A 23412-nucleotide genomic window follows, 5' to 3' on the forward strand; every position below is an offset into this window, starting at 1 on the left:
ACCGGCTGTTTAGCATTGAACGAAAGCTGCTTGCCTCTTCTTCCGCCTTTCTCATCCCCCTTCAAAGGGGGACGAAATGCGTACAAAATCCGGTGGGGTAGGAGGAGCTTCAAAGGGGGAGTATTTGCATAAGAGGCGGTATTTCGTTTTTAGGAAAATCGAATTGTATTCACCTCATTTTTGTTAAAAGATAAAAATACTTTCTGTTTAATTAAACTTTATCATTCCAGCCATTAAACCATTGGCTCAGATACTTGTCCAAGGAATTCCGCCGACCAGAGGATAGAAAGAGAGAGAAGGAAGATGAGAAATCTCTGGCGAAGGACTTCCCGTTTCGCTTTACGTATCTCATTGCCGGTCTTGTCTGTATGGCTAGAATAAAACAGTTTTCCCTCTTCCGTCTAGTAGGAGTTTTCCTTCTCTCCACAGCTTCTGTCTTTACAAAAGTTCAGGCGGTGGCGGCCCCCACCGTTTCTGCCCTCCTTTCGCAAACCAACGGCATTTCTGTCTCCGGGACGGTGATAGACGCAGTCTCCAAAGCTCCCGTAGATTTCGCCACTGTGGCCCTGCAAGACAAAAACGGAAAACTAATCACGGGGGTGCCCTGTGATGCCAACGGAAAATTCACGTTCCCCAATGTCGCGCCGGGGGCGTATGACTTGGCTATCAGCTTTATTGGGTACAAAACCAAGCTGCATTCCATCACTGTTCTGGCAGGAACGGCCCCGCTGCAATTGGGCCAAATTCTGCTGGAGTCTGACAGCAAGGCCTTGGAAGAGGTAGTGGTAACCGGCGAGAAAGACCTGATTCAACAAACCGATGACGGCATGGTCTACAATGCCGAAAACGACATCACCAACATTGGCGGTACTGCGGCCGATGTGCTCAAGAAAGTACCTTCTTTGGCCGTAGACATTGACGGAAACGTGGAGATGCGCGGCAGCACCAAAATCAAGCTCCTGATCAACGGCAAACCCTCTACCATGCTCGCCGACAACCTGGCCGAGGCGCTGCAACAGATCCCGGCGGACATGATTAAATCGGTGGAGGTGGTCACGAGCCCCTCGGCCAAATATGACGCGGAAGGGACGGCGGGCGTGATTAACATTATCACCAAGCAAAGCTCCATTGAAGGCATGACGGGCCAGGTCACGGCCACGGCCGGAAACCGCTCTAACAACCTGAACACCAACCTGAACCTGCGCAAAAAGAAGTTCGGGCTGCGGGCCAGCGTAGGCGGCAACTTCAATGACCGCGTGGGCGATTCTGAATCTGACCAGGTATACTTCAGGGAAGAGAACTTCATCCAGACGCCCACCAAACTCATTCAGCAGAGCAGCACCTTTGAGAACAACGGGCGGTCGCTGTTCACGCAGGTGGGCGGCGACTATGACTTCAACGAGAAGAACAACCTGAGTGCCAGCGTGCGCTTTAACCGTTCCCGCAACCTTAGTGACCGTAGCCTTTCCACGTCCCAGTTCACGCCCTCGGGCGAAGAGCAGGTGCAGAATTACCGATTCCGGGACATTGACAACCTCAACCGCAACAACGGGTTTGAAACCAACCTCCATTATAAAAGACGCTTCCAAAAGAAAGGCCAGGAGCTGGACATCATGGCTATCTTCAACACCAACGGGAGCGAAAGCGATTATGCGCTCACCGAAGAAAACAAAACCGACGTGATTACCCGGCTGGAGCAGAGCAACAACCACAGCACCAACCGGGAATTCACGTTCCAAACAGATTATTCGCACCCGTTTGAGAAACTGGGCAACCTGGAGGCCGGGGTGCGGGCGGTGTTGCGGAACTCGGGCAGCGACTATGATTTCCGGTACTCCCGGTCGGCCGCGGCCCCATTGGTAGTAGACCCGGCCCGTTCCAACCTGTTCACCTATCACCAGGATGTATATTCGTCTTACCTGTCTTACACCTACCGCTGGAAAAAAACCTACACCCTTCGCGTGGGTGGGCGCTATGAATACACGGCCGTGACCGGCGACTTTGAAACCAATAACGTGGAAACCAGCCTGGAGAAACCGTTCCATAACTTCATGCCCAACGTCATGCTCATGAAGCGGTTCAAGAACGACCAGCGGCTACGGTTAAGCTACTCCACGCGTATTCAACGGCCCGGCATCAACCAACTGAACCCCTACCGCAACGAGAGCAACCAACTCAACATCCGCTACGGAAACCCCAACCTAGACGCCGAAATCACGCACAACTCTGAACTCAATTATAGCTTTTTCCTGAAAACCACCAGCTTCAACGCCTCCCTGTACTGGCGGCAAACCAACAATGACATTAACCAGTACCAGTTCCCCATCAGGGCCAACAATGATACCCTCAACACCACGTTTGCCAACCTGGGCAAAAACGCCACGTACGGCACCAGCCTTTCGGCTACCACCCGTTTTCATCAGAAAGGCCAGGTGGGGGTAAACCTGAACGTGTTTTACAACGATCTCACCAGTTTCATAGGTCGTACTATGCTTAGCCGGGCGGGGTTCATGTACAACCTGAGCGGGAACGCCTCTTACCGGTTCGTGAATGACGTAAGCGTGCAGACGGCCGGTTCCTTTAACTCGCCCCGGCTTTCCTTGCAGAGCCGAAGCACCTACAACTATTCCTACAGCCTGGGCCTGCGCAAAGAGTTCTGGAAACGCAAAGGCGGCGTGAGCCTGAACGTAGAGAACTTCCTGTTCAGCAACAATTCCATTAGAACCACGGTCACCAACACCAACTCCAACAACTATAACCAGAATAACAACTACAACCGCATCGTGCGCGTGAGCTTTAACTTCCGCTTCGGGAAAATGGAGTTTAAACGCAACAAAGCCCTGGAGAAGTTGACGGGCGAAGGCGGGAAAAGGAAAGGCTAAGGGCACAGACACGCGCAGGTCTGAAAGACGCTGCGCGTGTCTTCTAAGTTGACGCTGCTGCGATTGCTGCGACAAAGCTCCTTCCTTGTGTCATTAGGCGAGCGAGAGGAAACTACCGTAAATTTTCCCCGCGCCATACATGCTTGCATTTCTATTGCGTATACGTACTTTCGCAGATCATTAAAAAAGCAAGGCATGACCAACAACGATATCATGAAGAAACTGCGCGTGGCGCTTCAGCTCCGGGATGATGACATCATCGATATCCTGAAGCTGGTGGATTTCAACGTTACCAAGAGCGAACTGGGCGCCATTTTCCGGAAGGAAGACCATCCCAACTACAAGCCCTGCGGCGACCAGTTACTGCGCAACTTCCTGAACGGCCTGGTCATTCACCTGCGTGGCACGCCCGAGGAAAAGAAGCCGGCAGCCACTCCTTCCCCGGCCAGAAAGCCCATAGCTTACCCGCCCCGCAAGAAATAGAGGCCTTATTTTCCCTAGAGCCGTTTTGGCCTTGTTTTCAGAAAACAGGGCCAAAACGGCTTTTTCGGGTTTCCCTGTTTTTCCGGCGGCAAATTTTGTATCTTCCTGCTACCAACATCGGCCCTGCCGTTTCGCGGGTATTTTCCTAAAAACAAGCTAAAAACGAACCTATGGAAAAAGTAACTGTCCGCGAAGGCTACCAAACGGTGATGCCGTACCTCATTGTGCCCCGCGCCGCGCAGTTCATGGACTTTCTGCGGAAGGTGTTTCAGGCCGAGGAGAAATACCGAACGGATCGCGAAGACGGCCAGATCATGCATGCTGAGATGACGATTGGCGGCAGCACCATCATGCTCGCCGAAGCCACCGGCGAATGGGCTGCCCAACCGGCCGGGCTTTACATCCACGTGGCCAACGCCGACGAGGCCTACCACCAAGCCCTGGCCGAAGGGGCCACCCCGGTGATGGAACTCGCAGACCAACCCTACGGCCGCAGCGGGGGCGTGAAAGACCCGTTCGGGAATACCTGGTGGGTAACCTCGGCTTTGTAGGAAGAAGGCAATAAACCATCGAAAGATGTCTCTGAGATAAAGACAAGGTACGCTCCGTGCACTTCAGGAAAAGGGCTTTGGAAGTAAACCCGCAGAACCTACGTGCTGGAATACCTCGTCTATCTTAACACTCTGCAAGCCAATCTACCCACAAGAGTTTTTAAGGCAGTTTGGCATCATCTCTGTTTACCAGGCTATCTTTTGGTTACCAGTTAATTTCAGGACGGTACAGCTGGACATAAAAAGGGCACCAGAACACCCCTGGTGCCCTTTTCGTTTTAAGGCTATTTTACAAAAATCAGGCACTAAACGCCCTGTCCTTCTTTGCGTTCCCCCTACACCTCAACAGTAGGAACGGCTTCTTGCTCCTGCACTTGTTTGTGGGTATTACAATGGATGCATCCTTCAGAGCAAGCCGTTTTGCGGGCTTGGTACAGGTTCAAAAGCGGCGTGTGCAGGTGGTAAGCGCTGGTTTTGCGGTAACGGCCCGAGAAGTACTCGTTCAATAGGTGCGTGTCACGGGTGGCCACTACGAAGAGGTCTGGCGTGTAAAGTTCTGAGAAATCATTGAGGCCTTCCAGCAGGTCTTCCTCTTCCTGGCAGACAATGGTGGTGTTGGGGTACGTTAACTGCGCCTGCAAGCTGGAGGCTGCTTTCTGCACCTGGCACAATTCCAGCGCCCCTACCTTGCCGTGCAAGTGCAGCAGCGTGAGGTGAGCCGAGAATCCACGGGCCAGTCTCTGCACCAGTTCCAGTACGCTGGCTTCGGTGTCCGTTACGTCCACACTGAAAACAATTTCTTTCAGGGGCTGGAAAACAGCTTGCTGGGGCACCAGCAACATGGGGCACGAGGCGAAATTCGTGAGGGAAAGCACCTCGCCAGGGGCGATGTTTCCCAATAGGGCCTCGGGAGAAGCGACCAACAGGTTGACGTTGTGGTTCTCCACCACAGACGGCAGGTTCTCGCGCAGAAAGCCACTGCGTACCACGCAGAAACGGGTGAGGGATTTTCCGGCAGAGGGCATGTACCTATCCGTAAACGACCGCAGGCGGGACATGAGGTGGCTTTGGAAGGTGGAGGTCAGTTGGTTTTCTCCGGCACAATGCAGCAGCACCAGATCGGCACCAATGGAGGAGGCGAACTGGCTCGCGTACCGAAGGGCTGCCACGCAGGCATCGGTGAAGTTAAAGGGCAGCAGGACTCTTGGGGTTGGCTTCATGGTCTGGGGTGATTTGATAGAACTATCTAATTAAGTTAAGGAACATGGCAAACGGGTGCCTCCTGTTCAGAGGAAACTAATTTGGGGCTCAGGTACGGCACGCCCAGGTTCAGGCCCCGCAGAATGAACAGCACCGCCAGGCAGCCCGCCACGTACGGCACCGCGTTACGCATGAGCGCCCGCCACTTAGGCTGGATGAGCTTTCCGGACAAAGACACCAACCACATAAGCGGCAAGGTACCCAACCCGAACATGAGCATATACAGCATGGCCCCGCCCACACCCGGCGCACTCACCGCCCCGGCCAACGCGAAGTAGACCATCCCGCAGGGCAAGAGCCCGTTCAGAATTCCTACCGAATACAAAGAACCCGCCGACGGATTCATGAACCGCTTCCCGATGGCTTTGCGCAGGGCGTTCCACCAGCGGTCGGTGCCCAGCCACTGGCCGGCGTTTCCGGTGTGTATTTTAGGAAGTAGCACCAAAAGGAGCATGATCACGCCCGAGGCGATGGAAATGGTTTGTTGCCAACCGGCCAACTGCAAGGTGCGGCCCAACAGTCCGGCTACAAGGCCCAAGGTGGTGTAAGTAGTCACGCGGCCCAGGTTGTACAGGAGCCGGCCTCCCACAAAGGAAGCGCCGGATCCCCTGCCAACGGGCAGCGCCATGGCAATGGGGCCGCACATCCCCACGCAATGGAAACTACTGATAAAACCGATGACCAACCCTGCCCACCACATGCCTTACAACGTGATCTCCTGAGCTTGATAATATTCCTTCTCCCCTACCTTGCCCGTCACCTGCACGCGCCACTTGCCTTTCTTCAGGTTGGCGGTGGTGAGGTGTTGGAGGCCCTCGGCGTTCAGTTGGAGCGGCAGCGTAATGTCCAGCTTCCCGTCTGAGGGCCGGAACAGGTGCACCGTTCCTTTGGCCGCGGCCAGCTCCGCCGGAAACTGGATCACCAACTGCTCCGCCGCCGGTGCGGAGATGATCTGGATAGGCGTCTCTAACTGCTGCGCCCGGGACACCTGCTTCATGCGGTTGGTGTATTCCAACTCCTCCGCGTAGTACTCCTCGCTCACCAGGTTAACCTCACTCTTCATGGCGCCATACACCATGAACCCGATGTAGCCCGCAAAAGAGACGAGCACCAGAACAATGAGGTAAGGCAGCATGGAACGCTGCTTGGCAGGATTGGGAGTGGTATGGGTTGACATTGTCTTCTTTTCTAGTTTTAGTTCTTTGTCTTTAGAGAGGAATCTTGATTCCCTAATCATTTTCCTGAAAGGACGGTGGTAGAATCTGGCACATTATACTTTTGTGAGGCACTGCGCCTATAATTTCCCAATCTACACATCTCCAAATTTTCAAATCCAATTAGCACATTAGAGGATCAGCACATTACCTCCCCGGCCCCAGGAACTTGGTTTTCTCCGTGGCGATGAGTTTGTCCCCGCTGAAAACGCCAATCTCAATTTTGGAAGAAGCCGATTGCAGGCTGTTTTTAGGAATTTCGGCAAAAAACACACCTTCCACCAGACCTTGTTTGGGCAACACCAACTCGTTGCGAACTACTTTGATGGTACCTTCAGATGAAAGCAGTTTCAGGGTGATGGGCAGTTCCTCGTCGGTTTTGTTGATGAGCGTGATGTTGTAGAGGTTGGTGACGGTGCCTTGGGCGGTTTGCTGGTAAAGCATGCCCGGCGTGCGGAGGATGGTGGCGTCTATGTTGCTGCGGGTGATGAGCAACGCCACAAAAGCACCCATCAGCAACACCAGAACCGCGGTATAGGCTTTCATGCGGCCTGTAAACGTCCAAGGCTTTTTCTCCGCGATGCTTTCTTCCGATGCTACCCGGATGAGACCTTGCGGCTTGTTCACCAGATCCATGATGGAGTTGCAGACGTCAATACAGGCGGTACAGTTAATGCACTCCATCTGCTGGGCTCCGTTCCGGATGTCGATTCCCGTAGGGCACACCTGCACGCATTGGTGGCAGTCAATACAGTCCCCCTCGGTGCGTACCTGGTTTTTGCGGAGTTTGCCCCTTGGTTCGCCGCGCTCGTAGTCATACGCCACGGTCAAGGATTTCTTGTCTAGCATCACGCCCTGCAGCCTTCCGTACGGACAAACAATGGTACACACCTGCTCCCGGAACTTCGCAAACACCCAGTAGAAAACGCCGGTAAACAGCACCAGTGAGAACAAGCCTCCCGCGTGGGCCGCAGGCCCATCCGTCACGATTTTCTGCAGTTCCTCCACCCCAATGATATAGGCCAGAAACGTATGGGCAATGAAGAAAGACACCACCACGAACAGCGTGTGCTTGGCCGTTTTCTTCCAGATTTTCTCCGTTGTCCAGGGGGCTTTGTCCAGCGCTTTCTGCTTGGGCGCATCGCCTTCAATCCAGTACTCAATGCGGCGGAACACCATCTCCATAAAAATGGTCTGCGGACACACCCAGCCGCACCACACCCGTCCGTACACCACCGTAAACAGGATAATGAACAGGATGAAGGCCATGAAGCCCACCAGCAGAATGAAGAAATCCTGCGGCCAGAAAACCATCCCGAAGAAGATGAACTTACGGGCCGGAATGTTGAACAGCAGCATCGGCAAGCCGTTCACCTTCAGGAACGGCCCCGTGAAGAGGAGCGTCAGGAGCACGTAGCTCACGTATTTGCGGTACTGGTACAGTTTTCCGCTGGGCTTCTTAGGGTACACCCACACCCGTTTCCCGTCTTTGTCTACGGTAGAGATGTTGTCTCTGAATGTTTCTGGATCAGTTAGTACGGTACTCATAGTCTCTTACCGGTTGTGCGCCCGGTCGCGAGATGGGGGTTAGTTTTTGGAGTGCCTCCGCTTGGCTGATTTCACCTCTGAAGCACCATGTAAAATTACCGGAACCTCCTGCCTTGCACCACCTCGTGCATCATTTGGGAAAATGATCTTGGTCATCTTTTGGCTTTGCAGCTGCGTTTTAGGGGTGTTTTGGAGAAAAGAGGTTAAAAACAGAGGTCTATTTTAGCTGATACATGCGAGGAGAGATTTCTATATTGGCTGATGTCTTGTGCACGCAGATTGCCTGATGCTGGCGTGGCGGCTGGTTGATGCGGTGCCCTACTGCTTGGGTGTTGCACAGCTGCCCTCCGAGCGCCCACGGCGGCCCCGTCTTCCGCCCTGTGATCTCTCCTGCGCCCCCCTCGCTGTCACTCAGGGGCGGTCGAGCACTAGGCGCTCAAGCGAAAGGCTGGAATTGGTGCGTTTAGTGTCCGTCTTTAGAGTAGACATTGGCTTAGAAAACACCATGCTTCAAGTTTGCAAGTTGGAGCTTTTCATGGTGCAAACTTGCGACATGGCAAGGCATTGTCGTTTTGAAGTAGTCTACTCGTATTAAACTGGATTAATAAATCTACCACTTTCCACGTATTGCCTGTTCCAGTCTTTCCCAAGCGCGCCTCGCTTTTGGCCCTGACTGAACATCAGCTAAGAAAAAAGAACTTCACAGGCCGAAAGGGCAGTGCGAGAGGGGAAGACGGGGCCTCGCGGCCGTGAGCGCACGGAGGGCAGCTATGCAACAACCAAGCATAAGGGCACCGCATCAACCGGGCACTACGCCAGCATCAGGCAAACTGCGTGCACAAACATCTGCTAGTGTAAACATCCCCCTCCGCTCCCTGCAAAGGGGGAGTACCAGCGATATTAGTGAAAGCAACTACACATACATTCAAAAACCAGAAAGCCCCTACCAAAAAGGCAGAGGCTTCCCTGAAATAAACGCTAATAAAGGGTGTAGAGTATTCTATTTCTTAGGCTCGTCTTTCTCGCCTTGCGCGGCTTTGGCGTTGGGGGGGTTGCTGCCCTGGATGCTGAGGATGTAGCTGGACACTTCCAGGATCTGGTCATCAGAGAGCTTTTTCTGCCAGGCCACCATGCCTTTGCTGGTGACCCCGTATTTAATCACTTTGTAGACATCGTTCACGTCGCCGCCGTGGAGCCAGAACTCATCGGTGAGGTTAGGGCCTACTACGCCCTGACCTTCGGCCCCGTGGCAGGCGGCGCAGTTCTGGATGAAGGCGGCTTTCCCGGCTTCCAGTTTAGGGGCATCGGTGAGCGGTTTGAAATCGGTGACTTCGTTGGCGTTGCCTTCGCTGCCCACGGCGGGGTTCAGGAGAGACGCCTGCTGTACCTCGGCCTGGTATTCAGCTATTTGGAGGTTGCCGCTCTGGAACACGTGGTAGTGCAGCAGATAGCCTACCGCAAACACCACGGTGGCGTAGAACATGTACTTCCACCAAGGGGGCAGGTCGTTGTCAAACTCAAAGATGCCGTCATAGGTGTGGTCATCCATCAGGATGTCTTTGTGGGTACCTGTGATGGTAGAGGTGTCTCCGCGCAGCAGGGCTACAAAGCGGGCCATGGGCGTGTTCCGCAGGGCGGGCTTGTCATACAGGTGGCCCAGCAGTGGCAGTGCCTGGAAGAACGTGATAATCAACACCACAAACACGACAAACAACAGGAACCCGATGAGTGCCACCAATACCTGCGTAGTAGGGGGCAGGGCTTTCCAACTGAAGCCAGCGGCGGCCGGAGAGGCACCGTCTACTTTGTTAGGGTCTACAGGCGCAATTTCTTCGGTCTTCGCCTCGGCGGGTTTGTCGCTTTCTTCTTGCACGAAGGCGATCACGTCTTTGATATCGCCGTCAGAAAGGGAGCCTTCAAAGCTGGTCATGGGTACTTTCCCGAACTTCTCAAACACCTCCACGGCTTGTTTATCGCCGGAAGCAATGAGTTTGGAGGAGTTCTTCACGAAGTCGAGGATCCATTTCTCGTCGCGGCGTTTGTGCACGTCTTTGAGGGCCGGGCCTACCACCTGCTCCTGCACGGCGTGGCAGGCGGCGCAGTTCCCATCAAAAATGGCCTTGCCTTTCACGGCATCCTGCGCGGTGGCAGGTTCTATGCTGCTCCCCGCTACCAAGAGCGCCAGAGCAAGGAAGGGTACTACTCGTTTCATGACCGTAGGTCTAGTGGGTGGGCTAATCCGTTTTCGTTCTGCAGGGGCATTTCTTTCATGCTCTGGATGTATTCTTTTTTCACCACCACCACATAGGCCAGCAAGCCTATAAAGAAGGCGAAGAAAATGACGAAGGAGATAATGGGGTAGATCTCGATGCCGTCTATGGATTGTAAAACACTTTTGTACATGGCTCTTTACTTTTGGTTGTTAGTTGTCAGTTATCAGATTCTAGTTTGTGAAAACACTTCTAGGTTCATTGCTAGCATCAAGAGCTAGTCTCTAAACTATTGCCTGACAACTGACATCCATCAACTGATAACTATTTTTCTTCTTTCACTTTAATGTCGGTACCCAGGCGTTGCAGGTAGGCAATGAGGGCCACAATCTCTTTCTCGGGCTTCACGTCAATGTTCTCTTTCTTGAGTTCGGCGGTGATTTCGCGGGCCTGGCGCAGGAGGTCTTCGTTGGCTTTTTCGGCGTAGCCGGGGGCATACGGAGTGCCTAAATCGGTCAGAACCTCAATCTTCGCCTGGGTGTCGCTCATGTCCAGGTCTTTCTCCAGCAACCAGGGGTAGGCCGGCATGATGGAACCCGGAGACATGGACGTTGGATCCAGCATGTGGTGGTAGTGCCAGCTGTGCGGGTACTTCCCTCCTACGCGGTGCAAGTCTGGCCCGGTACGTTTAGAGCCCCACAGGAACGGACGGTCATACACGAATTCACCGGCCTTTGAGTACTCGCCGTAACGCTCGGTCTCTGAGCGGAACGGACGCACCATCTGGGAGTGACAGTTCACGCAACCTTCTTTGATGTAGACATCGCGGCCCTGCAACTCCAGGGAGGTGTATGGTTTCACGCTTTCAATGGTGGGCACGTTGGATTCTACCAGGAACGTAGGGATCATCTCCACCAGACCACCAATCAGGATGGCGACGGTAGCCCATACGGCCATTTGTACCGGGCGGCGCTCAATCATGCGGTGCCAGTGGCCTCCGGTGTGCTCGCCTCCGGCTTTGATCACGGCGGCTGGCATTAAGGGAGCAGCCTGGGCTTCTTCGTTGGCTAAAAGGGTACCGGCTTTCGCGGTTTTAATGACGTTGTAGATCATCAGGAACACGCCGCTCAGGTACAACAACCCACCAATCCCGCGCAGGTAATACATAGGCACAATCTGCAGCACGGTCTCCAGGAAGTTGGAGTACTGGAGCATGCCCTCGTTGTTGAACTGTTTCCACATGAGGCCTTGGGTAAACCCGGCCCAGTACATGGGAATGGCGTAGAACAGGATGCCCAGCGTGCCTAACCAGAAGTGCCAGTTGGCCAGTTTAGTGGAGTACAGCTTGGTTCTGAAGATGCGCGGCAACAACCAGTACAGAATCCCGAAGGTCAGGAAGCCGTTCCAGCCCAGGGCGCCTACGTGTACGTGCGCTACGATCCAGTCGGTGTAGTGGGCAATGGCGTTCACGTTTTTCAGGGACATGAGCGGCCCTTCAAAGGTGGCCATGCCGTAGGCCGTAATGGCTACTACCATGAACTTGAGCACGGGTTCTTCGCGTACTTTGTCCCAGGCACCGCGCAGGGTTAAGAGCCCGTTGATCATCCCGCCCCAGCTGGGTGCCAGCAGCATCACAGAGAACACAACTCCCAATGACTGCGCCCAGTCGGGCAAGGCGGTGTACAGCAAGTGGTGCGGGCCGGCCCAGATGTAGATGAAGATCAGAGACCAGAAGTGGATGATGGACAAACGGTAGGAATACACCGGACGGTTGGCCGCCTTCGGCAGGAAGTAGTACATCATGCCCAGGTACGGCGTGGTCAGGAAGAACGCAACCGCGTTGTGGCCATACCACCACTGCACCAGCGCATCCTGTACCCCGGCGTAGCCAGAGTAGCTTTTCATGAACGTGACCGGAATCTCATAAGAGTTCACGATGTGCAGCACGGCTACGGTCAGGAACGTGGCGATGTAGAACCAGATACCCACGTACATGTGGCGCTCGCGGCGGTTGAGGATAGTCCCGAACATGTTCCAGCCGAACACGACCCACACCACGGTAATAGCAATGTCAATAGGCCACTCCAACTCGGCGTACTCTTTGGAGGTAGTGTAGCCTAAGGGAAGCGTGATGACCGCCGCTACAATGACCAATTGCCAGGCCCAGAAGTGAATCTTGCTGAGCACATCTGAGTACATGCGGGCTTTGCACAGGCGCTGCAACGAGTAGTAGACGCCCATGAAGATCCCGTTGCCCACAAAGGCGAAGATCACGGCGTTGGTGTGCAGCGGCCGAATCCGCCCGAAGGTGGTGTACTCGGTGCCCATGTTGAGCTCGGGGCGCGCTAACTGGAACGCGATGAGCACCCCGATGAGCATCCCGGCCACGCCCCAGAACAGGGTAGCGTAGGCGAAATCGCGGACAATCTTGTTGTCGTAATAAAATGTTTCAACGGTGCGGACGCTGGATTTGAGCGCCTCGCCCGGTGCTTTCAGAACCTCAGCTAACATGTGCGGTGTCCTCCATGGTTTTAGTAGAAATAGAAGTAATAGATTGCTTTTTGGTTAATTCGTTGTCGAAGAGAATGCGCACGGAGGGCGTGTAGTCGTCCTCGTACTGGCCGGAACGCACCGCCCACAGGAACGCCCCCAGAAACAGGATGGCCACCAGTAGACTGATGCAGATAAGAAGAAAAATGATGTTCATGGCTGAGCCGGTGTGTCTCTCCTGAAACAGGCGGCAGCGGTAGAGAAGTGAATGTTTCCGCTTCGGCGCTTACCTAGCCCTTTCAGTTGTTACAAAGGTCAGGAGTTGGCGGAGGGAAAAAGATGACGGGCGTCAGTTTAGGGGGTGATTGATGTCAAGGGAGAGGGAAATGTGAGAAGTTCGATAGCAGCTATTTATTGGGAGATCAGGATAAAGCAAACATCTCGCCCAAATGGATATCTAACAATTTAGATATCTGGCAGTACAGTTAAGGTTATCGGTTTGACGGATGACAATCTGTGCGTTTTGGAGAAGTTAAAAGACAGATAACTCTGTTTTTGAAATATTTAATGTAGCCAAGCAAAAATTCAAATAATGTTTTGGTGCACAACATCTTTTTACTACTTTCGTTCAAATGATAAAATATTTTATCAAATGATGAGAGAAGTTCAAACAACAACGGAACATTACAAAAAGCTCATAGAAATTCTTGGGAAGAACTATATGCGGGCAAAAATTGAAAGCCCGTTTGACTTCATTCACATCGCTACAAAAGGCGTGAATGCGAACGTCATCAATAATTTCAGGTTATACTTCAATATAACAAGGGACACAGCTGCCCAAATGCTCAATATCTCAGAACCTACGCTTTACAGGTGGATCAAAGCAAACAAAAATCTGGAAAGGAACTATTCAGTTAAATTATTTGAGATCGCTGATTTGTTTCTATATGGTTCTGAGGTATTTGGGAATAAAGACAACTTCTTCAAATGGCTGAGTTTACCTAACACAGCTTTAGGTAACATGGAGCCTCAAGAACTCATCGAGATTCCAGGAGGGATATCTAAAGTGAAGGATATCTTAGGAAGAATTGAGCATGGAGTCTATAGCTAGTTACTCATGGTTGTTTACAGGATAACTGGCAAAAAACACTCAAATGATTTAGCGGGAACTGGCGCGGCCATGTACGGTGGCCGATGGAACAAAAAAGGCACTCCTGTTCTGTATACTGGAGAAAGCAAGGAAATTGCTCTTCTCGAAACTATTGTGCATACTCCTCCAATGTTAGTGCCTGAAACTGATATTCTTACTTTAGAGATTCCAGATAATTCAATTAAAGAAATAAAAATAAGTGATTTACCAAAGAACTGGACGGACTATCCTGCACCAACAATATTATCTGAAATAGCAGAAGCCTGGGTTCAGAAAGATGAAACTGTTGCTTTGAAAGTGCCAAGCTGTATCATTCATAGCGCAAGCAATTATATTTTAAATTGTAGGCATCAACATTATAGCCAAGTTAAACTGATAGAAATTAAGGACTTCCACTTTGACTCTCGCCTTAGAAAATAAAACTCCTGCCAATAACCTTAAAGCGGGTCAGGAGTTGGCAGAGGGGAAAAAGATAACGGGTGTCAGTTTAGGGGTGATTGATGTCAGAGGGAGTGAGTTGCTGAAGGAAATGCGTGAGAGGCATTGAAGTAACTTCCGCGCCGAAAAATGTAAGGTAAAATCAGGTTAGAGCTTGTTTAAATTTTGGATTCGTAAGCGAAAACAGTAAGATTAAGGTTCTGCGGAAGCGGTTTTGCTATGGCCGTTTGCAGTATGAAAGACAAATTTTTAAACAAGCTCTTAGTAGCTACTAAAGTAGCTCATCAAACATCTAAAACAGCTAACAATTCCTTTGAAGTAATCAAATTACCCCGAGTACTTATAAATGAATAGTATAATTTCCCTTATCTTTAAGCCCTAAGTATAAACTTTCTAAAATCTAAAACTTCAATTAATGAAAAAAGCTTTAAGAATCATGGGTGCAATCATTTTAAGCCTGATTGCAATTAGCATCTTCATGCCTGATCCAGAAACAACCCAAGCATCAGCCAGTGAACTGACTACTAAAGAAACTGCAACTGAGCCTGCAATACCTGAATCGGTTTGGTCTTATTCAGAAGATATTGATAAAATGACCGATGAAAAGAAATACTTTGCTCGTGTCACTTCTACCAATGAAATCGAATTTGATTTTCCTTACCACGGTGGCTCCAACTTTGACATAGTAGCAAGAAAAGACGGAAAAGAAACAGACTTGATGCTTACAGTTACTAAAGGTCAATTTATTTCTAGTATGGGTGATGAAATTATCAGCATGAAATTTGATAATGGGAAAGTCGAAAAATACTACTATACAATGGCTGCCGATGGAAGTGCTGATGTTATTTTCTTCAGTAACCCTGCAAAGATTATCAAAAAGTTAAAAGGTGCTAAGAAAGTGAAGATTGAGGCAATGTTCTATGATGCCGGCAAGAAGGTCATCGAGTTTGACGTGGATGGATTGAAATGGAATCATTAATGTGGCAAAATTACTAAAATAGAAAAGACACCTAACAAGTAATAATCAAGACAAAAGTTCTAACCGTTGTGGCTTATCTGACTGGTAAAAGTGCAGAATTGCTATACTTAATATTCACCATTTTCCATAGCCAAGCGCATAATGTCTTAAGGTGTACGATGAGCGGGACTCCCACACCTAGTCACGGAAGTTACTTCCGTGACTTTCAACAATACTGAGGCCATATCTCCTTTTAGAGCCAGTTTCCTAAGAACAGGCTTAAAACCTATATTGAGAGGGTTTCCAATAAGACACGGAAGTAACTTCCGCGCCATAAAGGAAACCCTGCCTGCTAAAATCCTACCATTCCTCTTCTTCCCCGTACTATCCAGTGAGGCCTCTTGATTACAAGGAAATTTGTATCTTGCCTTAGACCTCCGGCGGGAGTAACCGCAGACAGCTCATTTTGGTACCGTCTGCGGGTCTCCTGTATATTTGACGTATATCCTAATATTTAGACCATTCTTATCCCACCACTCCACCCTATGGAAGCACTCAGCACAGACATTACCGATGAAATCAAAAGCCTTAACTCAAAGTTTGTTTCTTCCTTCAACCAAGGCGATGTGGGGAGTGTCGCGGATCTGTACACCAAAACGGCTTTGCTGTTGCCCGCCGGCAGTGAACCCGTGAAAGGCCGGGAAGCCATTGTGCAGTACTGGCAGAACGCCATGGAGATGGGCGTAAAGGCAATCACTTTAGATACCGTAGAAGTAGAACAGCTAGACCTGACCGCCATAGAGCTAGGCACCTACACGCTCAAAGCCGAGAATGGCAACACCTTGGACTTTGGCAAGTACATGGCCGTCTGGAAGCAGGAAAACCACCACTGGAAAATGCAGAAAGACATCTGGAACAGCAACCAGCAACAATCATAGCCATCTTAGGTTTCCATCCCGAACATAAGCCGACAGCCCCGAAACAACAGCCCTTCTTAGAAAGCGGTGGTCGTTTCGGGGCTGTTTACTTCCGTCTAGGCTCTTTGCAAGAAAGAAACCTCCCTTGATGAGTCATCCTCTACCTGTAAAAATTGAAAGCGTTTCAGGGCTGTTTTCGGGAAAACAGCCCTGAAACGCCTGGTACGGATAGAGCGTTGTTTTTACCAGGGAAGAACTAGCGGCTTGGAATTGAAAAGTACAGTCACAGCTTACGAAGTGCCCTAGAGATCACATTTGAAATACCCGCTGTCATAGCTGTCTGCGGCTACCTTGCCTACCCGCACCAACTGATCAAACCGAATCTCTTCGCCGGTGGCCAGTTCCAGGGTTAGTTTCCCTGATTTCTCCTCCACCCGCTTGATCATGGCCGTCACTGTGATGAACTCGTTAATGTCAGAGTAGTACTGGATTCGTTGGGAGGTCTTCTTCTGCACCGCTTCGGTGACCGCTTCCATCAGGGCATTGTCCATTTTAAAGGGGGTTGTAAAGTGATACGTTCTTTATACGGCGCGTGCGTTTTAGGTTTGTTTTCTGAAAAACATGCCCAAAACGCCTTGGGCAGGAGCTAACCAAGTTATAAATAAGCCCGGCTCTCGCTAGTTTTCAAACTGCTTTCAGTTATAAAGTACAATCAAACCTACCTTGCAGCGTCCCTCCTATTAGCAGCAACTTTTGCTTTTCGGCAGCACCCGTTGCTTAAGAGACGGGAACGTCCAATTCTAGGCTTCACTTCCAAGAACTCAGTTATAGTTTGATTCTCGTCCGGCGTTCTTATTCCAAAAGTTTATACTTGACTGAGCGAGCTACTGGTAGTTTACATTCCCCTGCACTCATCTACAGCATCCTTAAATTACAATTTTAATCCTATTTTAATCTAGCAGTATCATAGAAAAATCTAACAAGCCAGCTTTATACCCGTATAGTTTAAGTGAACAAGCTTAGAGTTACCAATCCATTGCCATGCCCCAAGGCAATTACCTCCCATCTGAAACAAACCAAGTAGCCTTATGAATAAAGACGAAACTCCCCAGGACAAAAACCAAATACCCCGCTCGTACCCGGTAGACGAGAACAGCAAGAAACGGCAGCTCGACTCCTTTAGCGGCGACCCCAGAGACCAGTTCTACACCACTGACCAGGGCCTCCGCATCACCGACACCGATAACTCGCTCACCGTCGGCGACCGCGGGCCTACCTTATTGGAAGATTTCCACTTCCGCGAGAAGATGATGCACCTAGACCATGAGTCCATTCCGGAGCGCGTGGTTCACGCCCGCGGAACCGGGGTGCATGGGTATTTCCAGCCGTACAATGACTCCTTCAAGGAATACACCAAAGCCAAGTTCCTCACCGACCCTTCCACCAAAACACCGGTGTTTGTGCGGTTCTCTACGGTGGTAGGCTCCCGCGGCTCCGCCGATACCGTGCGCGACGTGCGCGGCTTCGCGACCAAGTTCTACACCTCTGAGGGCAACTATGACCTGGTGGCCAACAACATGCCGCCCTTCTTCATACAAGATGCCATCAAATTCCCCGACCTGGTGCACTCCATCAAGCCTGAGCCGCACAACGAGATGCCCCAGGCCTCAGCGGCGCACGACAACTTCTGGGATTTTGCCTCTCTGGTGCCGGAAAGCACGCACATGCTCATGTGGGTACTCTCTGACCGCGCCATTCCGCGCAGCTTCAGAATGATGGAAGGTTTTGGCGTGCACACGTTCCGGTTCATCAACGAGGCGGGGAAAGGCAGGTTCGTGAAACTGCACTGGCGGCCCATGCTGGGTGTGAAATCATTGGTGTGGGACGAGGCCCAGAAGCTGGCCGGCAAAGACCCCGATTACCTCCGCCGCGACCTCTGGGATGCCATTGAAGCCGGTAATTACCCCGAGTTTGAGCTGGGCGTGCAGATTATTGAAGAGGAAGACGAGCACGCCTTCGCCTTTGACCTGCTGGATGCCACTAAACTGGTGCCCGAGGAACTGGTGCCCATCACGCCCATCGGGAAGATGGTGCTCAACCGCAACCCAGACAATTTCTTCGCCGAGACCGAGCAAGTGGCCTTCCACCCCGGAAACCTGGTGCCCGGCATTGATGTCACCAACGACCCGCTGCTGCAGGGCCGCCTGTTCTCTTACCTGGACACTCAGCTGAACCGGTTCAACAGCTCCAACTTTGTGGAGGTGCCCATCAACCGCCCCGTGGTGCCGGTGCACAACATCAACGGCGCGGGCTTTATGCGGCACACCGTGAGCAAAGGGCGCGTGAACTACACCCCCAATTCCCTGGGCGGCGGCTGCCCCATGATGGCTCCCGAGAACATGGGCGGCTACGTGCATTACACAGAACGCGTGGAAGGCCACAAAATCAGGAAACGGAGCGAGAGCTTCAATGACCACTACAGCCAGGCCACCCTGTTCTGGAACTCCATGACTGAGGTAGAGAAAAAGCACATTGTGAGCGCGCTGCATTTTGAGTTGGGCAAAGTGGAAACCAAGGCCGTGCGCGAGCGCATGGTGGGCAACCTGGCCCACGTAGACCTGGAACTGGCCGCCCTTACGGCCGAAGGCATCGGGGTGGAAGCGCCTACGGGTTCTGTAGCGGAGACGGTAAAGAACACGGTAAGCGCCCTCAAGGAAAAGCTGTCCACGAAGAAAATGGTGGACGAGTCCCCGGCCGTGAGCCAGGAGAAAGGCAAGAAGAAAACCGTCTCCACTTTGAAAGTCGCCATTCTGGCTGATAAAGGCGTGGATGAAAAACAAGTAACGCAACTCAAAGAAGCCCTGAAAGCCCAAGGCGTGGAAGCCAAAATCATCTCTAAGTTCCTGGGCACCATCAAAGGCAGCCACGGCGGCGAGTTGGAAGCCGATAAAAGCCACATCACCGCCGCGTCCGTGCTGTTTGATGCCGTGCTGGTACCCGACGGGAAAGGCTGCGTGGAGCTCCTGAAAAAACAAGGCGATGCCCTGCACTTCCTCAACGAGACCTTCAAGCACTGCAAAACCATCGGTGCCCTGGGCGAAGGCATTGCACTGCTGCAAGCCTCAGACTTGAAGGGCGTGGAATATGCTCAGCCTGCCTCCTCGGGTGTTTCCACCAGCAAAGGCGTGGTAACCGCCGGCTCAGAGGCAGACCTCACCACCTTCGCCGAAGCCTTCCTGACGAGCCTCAGCGAGTACCGCCATTGGGAGCGCGAGGAAAAGGAAATGATCCCGGCTTAGAGATCTTCTTCCCGAGTAAAAAAGAAGTCCCTGCCAGATTTGGTGGGGACTTTTTTTTGGGTTTTGGTTTCCGTTTTGAAGCCGTTTTCCAGAAAGTAGCCCTAAAACGGTCAGGAGGTTGCAGCTTCTCCTACAAACTCGAGGTTTCCGGTAATTTGTTGGCGGGTATCACTACATATCGCAGGCAAAAGCCATTTCTCAATATTGGCTCTCTCACGGTTCCCTTGGTACCTGAAGGGTTTTTGGTCTGTTTCAAAGGAAAACGTTGGCTACTGTTTTCGCAGAAACAGGCTTAAAACGCCCCGTATCCGCCACCGCAAACGTCCTGTCTTTCTCGGTTCATGAAAGAAATCCAGCAAAGATTTCCAGGTTACTTGCTTTCTTTGCAGGCTAGTAGCACGGAAACCAGAGTACAATGACGCACGAAGATATAATTGCACCTGCTTGTAAGTGGCTGGTAAAGGAGGGCAGTTGCGCTACAACTTTTAGGGTAACTTCTGAAGCAGAAGGTAAAAAACAAGCTCCCTACCTCCTTGGCGTTGGTTCCTTTGGCAGAAGCATTACCCTTAAAATCTATCTCTCCCGCCCTGATTTTCTGGAAGACAGGCACGCACTTTTCCATGACATTCCCGGAATGGATTTGGGTAGATACCGCTTTCTATATGCCCCTGCGGGGATAATTGAGGCCGAGGAAGTACCAGAAAACTGGGGATTACTGCAGGTGAGTGAATTAAAAGCTATCACCTGCGTGCTCAACCCCTACCTTCCGGCAGGCGGCAGCTTCTGGCGTTCTGGTTTTGATGACGCAAATCTCTATGACCTTCTGGGGGAAAGTGATACCCTATACGCTGCCTGCAGACGCTTCAGGTATGCTTCTGTGCTCCGCCTGCAAATGGCTTTATAAAGTTTTTTGTTTGGCTTGACAGAGCAGTAACCTTTCGCTCCTAAGTACAGAGACAGACTTACTTTATCCTATTTGTCCTCCTGAAAGGATCTTGTGGGCGGATTAGCAGAGCAGGATTACGAGCAGTTGGGCATCTTTTGCCAGAAAACCCTTTATTGCAGCGTTTCGCGCACCCGCTGGAGTTCCTGCTCGTTCTCTACCATTACCATGAGTTTGTCCCTGGCTTCCAGTACCGTAGAACCACCAGGCGTAATAAACTTCCCGTCGCGGTCAATGAGGACAATGAGCGAGGTCTTGGGCAGGCCAAGTTCTACAATGGGTTTCCCTATGGAGCGCCAGCCCTGGCGCATTTCCAGTTCTACCAGAGAGTTTCGCGAAGCGTAGCCCATTTCCTCCCCCAGGTGCAGCACTTTCATATTGTTCTCTTCCTCGCTCAGCTTTAGCCAGTTGGCAACTACTTTGAGCGTGGTACCCTGCAGCATCACCGAGGTAAGGACAATAAAGAACACGATATTGAACATCATATCGGCTTTCTCCACGCCCGCCAGCAGCGGGTACATGGCAAACACAATGGGCACCGCCCCCCGCAGCCCCACCCATGACACGTACAGTTTGTCTTTGAGCGATGCCTTGAAAAACGCCAAGCCCACAAACACGCTCACCGGACGGGCCACAAAAATAAGGAACATAGAGATCAGCAGCCCAGAGCCTACCACGGGCACAATGTGCGACGGGAACACCAGCAGCCCCAGCATCAAGAACATCACAATCTGCATGAGCCAGGCCAAGCCGTCATAGAACCGCGTAAGGCTGCGTTTGTGCAAAAAGTTGCTGTTGCCCAGCAGCACCCCCGAGATATACACCGCCAGAAATCCGTTTCCGTTGATGAGGTTGGTAAAGGAGAACGTGAACAGCAGCATGGCCAGCGTGAGCGCAGGGTAGAGCCCTTCCTGCTGCAGTCTGATCTTATTGATCGTCCAGCCCATGGTGCGGCCCATGGCAAACCCGGCCGCCGCGCCAATGCTCATCTGCAAAAAGAACATGGGCACCAACTGCCAGATGCTGGCCTCTTGGTTAGAGAGCAGGAACGTGAAACTCACCGTCAGGAAATACGCCATGGGGTCGTTACTGCCAGACTCCAGTTCCAGCGTGGGGCCCAGATTGTTTTTCAGCCCTACTTTGCTGGTCCTCAGGATAGAGAACACCGCCGCTGCATCTGTGGAAGAGACAATAGCGCCCAGCAGCAATCCTTCCAGCAGGCTGAAATCCATGACATAGGTGGCAAAAACGCCCACCAAGATGGCCGTAATGAATACCCCCAGGGTAGAAAGGGCAATGCCGCGCCAGAGAATGGGTTTGGTGGTTTCCCAGCGCGTGTCAAGCCCGCCAGAGAAAAGGATAATGGTCAGGGCAATGGTACCCAGGGACTGGGCCGACCCGAAATCATCAAAATAAATGCCGCCTATGCCTTCTGAACCGGCCAGCATCCCCACGCCCAAAAAGAGGGCCAGGGCCGGAATCCCGAAGCGGCCCAGGTTCTTGCTGATCAAGATACTCAGGAATAAAAGGATGGAGGCACCCAGCAATAATTCTTCAATGGTATAGGTCATGTAGTGGCGGCACTAGTTAGAAGAAAAGCGTTTCTACAGAAAAAAAGCCCATCGCGTCACACTCAATATACAAATTCAGGAGAAAAGAAGGCCAGATTTTCTTCCTTTACTACAGAACCCCATGCGCTGTTTGCCTTTTTGGGGGCTTTTTTCATAAAACAAGCGAAAAACAGCCTCCCTCCCTTCTTTCAGGCGTACCCAATTTCTTCTTCTTCTTCTTCTGAAGGACAGGCAAAACCCATCTGCCCCCTCCTTTATGCCCGTCAGGCTACCCTTTACCGCTACCCCAGAATACCAGAAAGGGAACTTCAGCCTACTATATTAAACCAAAACTATATAGATTAAATGCTCGTACAATCACAGACTTGCCCTGGTTGACAGGGGTAACGCCAGAACAACACCACACCCCAAACTTATTAACTTCTCTATGGAAAGAATATTGGGCAGATACGCCCCCCACCTGTACGCCATCCTGCGCATTGTGGCAGGACTGATGTTCGCCATGCATGGAACCCAGAAATTATTTGGCTGGCCCGGAGAGAAAGACCCCGCCGAATTAGCGTCCCTTATGGGGGTAGCCGGAATCATTGAGTTGGTGGCAGGTGTGCTCATCGCCCTTGGCTTCTTTACCAGTTGGGCCGCTTTTATTTCCAGTGGCACCATGGCTGTTGCTTATTTTATGGGGCACGCTTCGGAGGGCTCACTACCTATCCTGAACCATGGCGAACCGGCAGTTCTGTACTGTTTCCTGTTTCTGTACATTGCGGCCCAGGGTTCTGGCATCTGGAGTGTTGACGGTTCCCGCCGAAACAACGCGCGGTCTACGTTGCGCTACTAAGGCCTGTGCTTCTGAAACGGTAAATTTCCGGAGCCTTTCTAGGAATAGATGAGCCCTGCCTCCCTTGAAGGCAGGGCTCATCTATTTTTAAGTACCCCAGAACGCTAGCTCGCCACTATGCTTATCTTTCACATGATTCAAAAGCGGCGGGGCGCCGGAAGTAACCCAAACGCGCCACAGGCGAGCGAGCAAAATCAGCGTGAAAACGCTATCTGTTCCTGCCCAATTTGGCGTCTAAGGAATACTGGTTGTAGTTCTCCACAAACAAAAGCAGCCCCGCAAAGTACAGGCCGTACAGCATCTGCAGAAATACGTTCTGCCACTCCTCCAGCAGACTACACCAACATCACCAGGGCACCGGCAATCAGCGCGGAGCGGGTGAACAACCCTATGAGCAGCAGCAACCCTATGAGCAGTTCCAGAAGGGGTAGCACGTAGCTGAACGGTTGCACCAAAGCCGATGGCAACATGGAGCCTTGGAACTCCCCCACCACCCACTGGCTGAATTTATCCAGCTTGGGCAGCCGCACCAAGCCGTGCCCGAAGAAGCTGAGCGCAAGCGGCAGATGGGCCAGCAGATAGGCAAACGGTGCGTTTTTCATACCAGTTTCATTTGTGTGTTTTACGCCTGTTTCCCGGAAAACTGCCCCAAAACGGCAG

Annotated in this window: 22 protein-coding genes; 11 read left to right on the top strand and 11 right to left on the bottom strand. The window is 51.8% G+C overall.

Annotation, left to right across the window (positions count from 1 at the left end; all coding sequences use genetic code 11):
* Positions 1-368 precede the first annotated feature (368 nt).
* The 3 genes from HHO50_RS00535 to HHO50_RS00545 all read left to right on the top strand — a co-directional run bounded on the left by HHO50_RS00535 (position 369) and on the right by HHO50_RS00545 (position 3916).
* Positions 369-2882, top strand: coding sequence for a TonB-dependent receptor domain-containing protein (locus HHO50_RS00535; protein ID WP_181304055.1), 2514 nt, complete (start codon positions 369-371; stop codon positions 2880-2882).
* A 195-nt stretch (positions 2883-3077) separates the two neighbouring features.
* A complete protein-coding gene (locus HHO50_RS00540; RefSeq protein ID WP_181304056.1) occupies positions 3078-3365 on the top strand; it encodes a DUF1456 family protein in 288 nt (95 codons plus the stop codon).
* A gap of 170 nt (positions 3366-3535) precedes the next feature.
* On the top strand, positions 3536-3916 hold the full coding sequence (locus tag HHO50_RS00545) for a glyoxalase/bleomycin resistance/extradiol dioxygenase family protein (protein ID WP_181304057.1): 381 nt from the start codon (positions 3536-3538) through the stop codon (positions 3914-3916).
* A 335-nt stretch (positions 3917-4251) separates the two neighbouring features.
* On the opposite strand, the gene HHO50_RS00550 is transcribed toward HHO50_RS00545, so the two are convergent.
* The 8 genes from HHO50_RS00550 to ccoS all read right to left on the bottom strand — a co-directional run bounded on the left by HHO50_RS00550 (position 4252) and on the right by ccoS (position 12855).
* Positions 4252-5136, bottom strand: a complete 885-nt coding sequence (locus HHO50_RS00550; protein ID WP_181304058.1) for a universal stress protein — start codon at positions 5134-5136, stop codon at positions 4252-4254.
* A gap of 35 nt (positions 5137-5171) precedes the next feature.
* Positions 5172-5876 (bottom strand): sulfite exporter TauE/SafE family protein, encoded by a 705-nt coding sequence (locus HHO50_RS00555; protein WP_181304059.1) that lies wholly within the window; start codon positions 5874-5876, stop codon positions 5172-5174.
* A gap of 3 nt (positions 5877-5879) precedes the next feature.
* Positions 5880-6353 (bottom strand): FixH family protein, encoded by a 474-nt coding sequence (locus HHO50_RS00560; RefSeq protein ID WP_181304060.1) that lies wholly within the window; start codon positions 6351-6353, stop codon positions 5880-5882.
* A 184-nt stretch (positions 6354-6537) separates the two neighbouring features.
* On the bottom strand, positions 6538-7938 hold the full coding sequence (ccoG, locus tag HHO50_RS00565) for a cytochrome c oxidase accessory protein CcoG (RefSeq protein WP_181304061.1): 1401 nt from the start codon (positions 7936-7938) through the stop codon (positions 6538-6540).
* A 1000-nt stretch (positions 7939-8938) separates the two neighbouring features.
* Positions 8939-10150: a c-type cytochrome gene (locus HHO50_RS00570; RefSeq protein WP_181304062.1), complete on the bottom strand. Its 1212-nt coding sequence runs from the start codon at positions 10148-10150 to the stop codon at positions 8939-8941.
* A complete protein-coding gene (locus HHO50_RS00575) occupies positions 10147-10341 on the bottom strand; it encodes a hypothetical protein (RefSeq protein ID WP_181304063.1) in 195 nt (64 codons plus the stop codon). Before HHO50_RS00575 ends, HHO50_RS00570 begins: the two co-directional genes overlap by 4 nt.
* Before the next feature lie 131 nt (positions 10342-10472).
* Positions 10473-12659 (bottom strand): cytochrome-c oxidase, cbb3-type subunit I, encoded by a 2187-nt coding sequence (ccoN, locus tag HHO50_RS00580; protein WP_181304064.1) that lies wholly within the window; start codon positions 12657-12659, stop codon positions 10473-10475.
* The gene (gene ccoS, locus HHO50_RS00585; protein WP_181304065.1) at positions 12649-12855 is read right to left on the bottom strand and encodes a cbb3-type cytochrome oxidase assembly protein CcoS; all 207 of its coding nucleotides are present in this window, start codon (positions 12853-12855) and stop codon (positions 12649-12651) included. The genes ccoN and ccoS overlap by 11 nt, the downstream gene beginning before the upstream one ends.
* A gap of 435 nt (positions 12856-13290) precedes the next feature.
* Here ccoS and HHO50_RS00590 point away from each other — a divergent pair, with 435 nt between their 5' ends.
* The 4 genes from HHO50_RS00590 (at position 13291) to HHO50_RS00605 (ending at position 16122) form a co-directional block, all read left to right on the top strand.
* Positions 13291-13749, top strand: coding sequence for an antitoxin Xre/MbcA/ParS toxin-binding domain-containing protein (locus HHO50_RS00590; protein WP_255478534.1), 459 nt, complete (start codon positions 13291-13293; stop codon positions 13747-13749).
* A 6-nt stretch (positions 13750-13755) separates the two neighbouring features.
* Complete coding sequence (locus tag HHO50_RS00595) at positions 13756-14208, top strand: RES family NAD+ phosphorylase (protein ID WP_181304066.1); 453 nt, start codon at positions 13756-13758, stop codon at positions 14206-14208.
* A 433-nt stretch (positions 14209-14641) separates the two neighbouring features.
* A complete protein-coding gene (locus HHO50_RS00600) occupies positions 14642-15205 on the top strand; it encodes a hypothetical protein (RefSeq protein WP_181304067.1) in 564 nt (187 codons plus the stop codon).
* Between the two features lie 524 nt (positions 15206-15729).
* Positions 15730-16122, top strand: a complete 393-nt coding sequence (locus tag HHO50_RS00605) for a DUF4440 domain-containing protein (protein ID WP_181304068.1) — start codon at positions 15730-15732, stop codon at positions 16120-16122.
* Between the two features lie 281 nt (positions 16123-16403).
* On the opposite strand, the gene HHO50_RS00610 is transcribed toward HHO50_RS00605, so the two are convergent.
* A complete protein-coding gene (locus HHO50_RS00610; RefSeq protein WP_181304069.1) occupies positions 16404-16652 on the bottom strand; it encodes a hypothetical protein in 249 nt (82 codons plus the stop codon).
* A 537-nt stretch (positions 16653-17189) separates the two neighbouring features.
* Here HHO50_RS00610 and HHO50_RS00615 point away from each other — a divergent pair.
* Complete coding sequence (locus tag HHO50_RS00615; protein ID WP_181304070.1) at positions 17190-19400, top strand: catalase; 2211 nt, start codon at positions 17190-17192, stop codon at positions 19398-19400.
* A gap of 415 nt (positions 19401-19815) precedes the next feature.
* Positions 19816-20304: a hypothetical protein gene (locus HHO50_RS00620; RefSeq protein WP_181304071.1), complete on the top strand. Its 489-nt coding sequence runs from the start codon at positions 19816-19818 to the stop codon at positions 20302-20304.
* Positions 20305-20456: 152 nt separating this feature from the next.
* On the opposite strand, the gene HHO50_RS00625 is transcribed toward HHO50_RS00620, so the two are convergent.
* Positions 20457-21914: a potassium/proton antiporter gene (locus HHO50_RS00625; protein ID WP_181304072.1), complete on the bottom strand. Its 1458-nt coding sequence runs from the start codon at positions 21912-21914 to the stop codon at positions 20457-20459.
* Positions 21915-21917: 3 nt separating this feature from the next.
* Here HHO50_RS00625 and HHO50_RS00630 point away from each other — a divergent pair, with 3 nt between their 5' ends.
* A complete protein-coding gene (locus tag HHO50_RS00630; protein ID WP_181304073.1) occupies positions 21918-22259 on the top strand; it encodes a hypothetical protein in 342 nt (113 codons plus the stop codon).
* 82 nt (positions 22260-22341) lie between these two features.
* Positions 22342-22752 (top strand): DoxX family protein, encoded by a 411-nt coding sequence (locus HHO50_RS00635; RefSeq protein WP_181304074.1) that lies wholly within the window; start codon positions 22342-22344, stop codon positions 22750-22752.
* A 335-nt stretch (positions 22753-23087) separates the two neighbouring features.
* Here HHO50_RS00635 and HHO50_RS00640 read toward each other — a convergent pair whose 3' ends face one another.
* Entirely contained in the window at positions 23088-23354 is a 267-nt protein-coding gene (locus HHO50_RS00640; protein ID WP_219921403.1) for a DoxX family membrane protein, read from the bottom strand.
* Between the last annotated feature and the right edge of the window lie 58 nt (positions 23355-23412).

This window comes from Rufibacter sp. XAAS-G3-1, from assembly GCF_013623775.1.
GTDB lineage: Bacteria > Bacteroidota > Bacteroidia > Cytophagales > Hymenobacteraceae > Nibribacter.

Coding starts and splice junctions, on each gene's coding strand:
- HHO50_RS00535 (WP_181304055.1), top strand. CDS start 369: ATGGCTAGAATAAAACAGTTTTCCCTCTTCCGTCTAGTAGGAGTTTTC.
- HHO50_RS00540 (WP_181304056.1), top strand. CDS start 3,078: ATGACCAACAACGATATCATGAAGAAACTGCGCGTGGCGCTTCAGCTC.
- HHO50_RS00545 (WP_181304057.1), top strand. CDS start 3,536: ATGGAAAAAGTAACTGTCCGCGAAGGCTACCAAACGGTGATGCCGTAC.
- HHO50_RS00550 (WP_181304058.1), bottom strand. CDS start 5,136: ATGAAGCCAACCCCAAGAGTCCTGCTGCCCTTTAACTTCACCGATGCC.
- HHO50_RS00555 (WP_181304059.1), bottom strand. CDS start 5,876: ATGTGGTGGGCAGGGTTGGTCATCGGTTTTATCAGTAGTTTCCATTGC.
- HHO50_RS00560 (WP_181304060.1), bottom strand. CDS start 6,353: ATGTCAACCCATACCACTCCCAATCCTGCCAAGCAGCGTTCCATGCTG.
- ccoG (WP_181304061.1), bottom strand. CDS start 7,938: ATGAGTACCGTACTAACTGATCCAGAAACATTCAGAGACAACATCTCT.
- HHO50_RS00570 (WP_181304062.1), bottom strand. CDS start 10,150: ATGAAACGAGTAGTACCCTTCCTTGCTCTGGCGCTCTTGGTAGCGGGG.
- HHO50_RS00575 (WP_181304063.1), bottom strand. CDS start 10,341: ATGTACAAAAGTGTTTTACAATCCATAGACGGCATCGAGATCTACCCC.
- ccoN (WP_181304064.1), bottom strand. CDS start 12,659: ATGTTAGCTGAGGTTCTGAAAGCACCGGGCGAGGCGCTCAAATCCAGC.
- ccoS (WP_181304065.1), bottom strand. CDS start 12,855: ATGAACATCATTTTTCTTCTTATCTGCATCAGTCTACTGGTGGCCATC.
- HHO50_RS00590 (WP_255478534.1), top strand. CDS start 13,291: ATGATGAGAGAAGTTCAAACAACAACGGAACATTACAAAAAGCTCATA.
- HHO50_RS00595 (WP_181304066.1), top strand. CDS start 13,756: ATGGTTGTTTACAGGATAACTGGCAAAAAACACTCAAATGATTTAGCG.
- HHO50_RS00600 (WP_181304067.1), top strand. CDS start 14,642: ATGAAAAAAGCTTTAAGAATCATGGGTGCAATCATTTTAAGCCTGATT.
- HHO50_RS00605 (WP_181304068.1), top strand. CDS start 15,730: ATGGAAGCACTCAGCACAGACATTACCGATGAAATCAAAAGCCTTAAC.
- HHO50_RS00610 (WP_181304069.1), bottom strand. CDS start 16,652: ATGGACAATGCCCTGATGGAAGCGGTCACCGAAGCGGTGCAGAAGAAG.
- HHO50_RS00615 (WP_181304070.1), top strand. CDS start 17,190: ATGAATAAAGACGAAACTCCCCAGGACAAAAACCAAATACCCCGCTCG.
- HHO50_RS00620 (WP_181304071.1), top strand. CDS start 19,816: ATGACGCACGAAGATATAATTGCACCTGCTTGTAAGTGGCTGGTAAAG.
- HHO50_RS00625 (WP_181304072.1), bottom strand. CDS start 21,914: ATGACCTATACCATTGAAGAATTATTGCTGGGTGCCTCCATCCTTTTA.
- HHO50_RS00635 (WP_181304074.1), top strand. CDS start 22,342: ATGGAAAGAATATTGGGCAGATACGCCCCCCACCTGTACGCCATCCTG.
- HHO50_RS00640 (WP_219921403.1), bottom strand. CDS start 23,354: ATGAAAAACGCACCGTTTGCCTATCTGCTGGCCCATCTGCCGCTTGCG.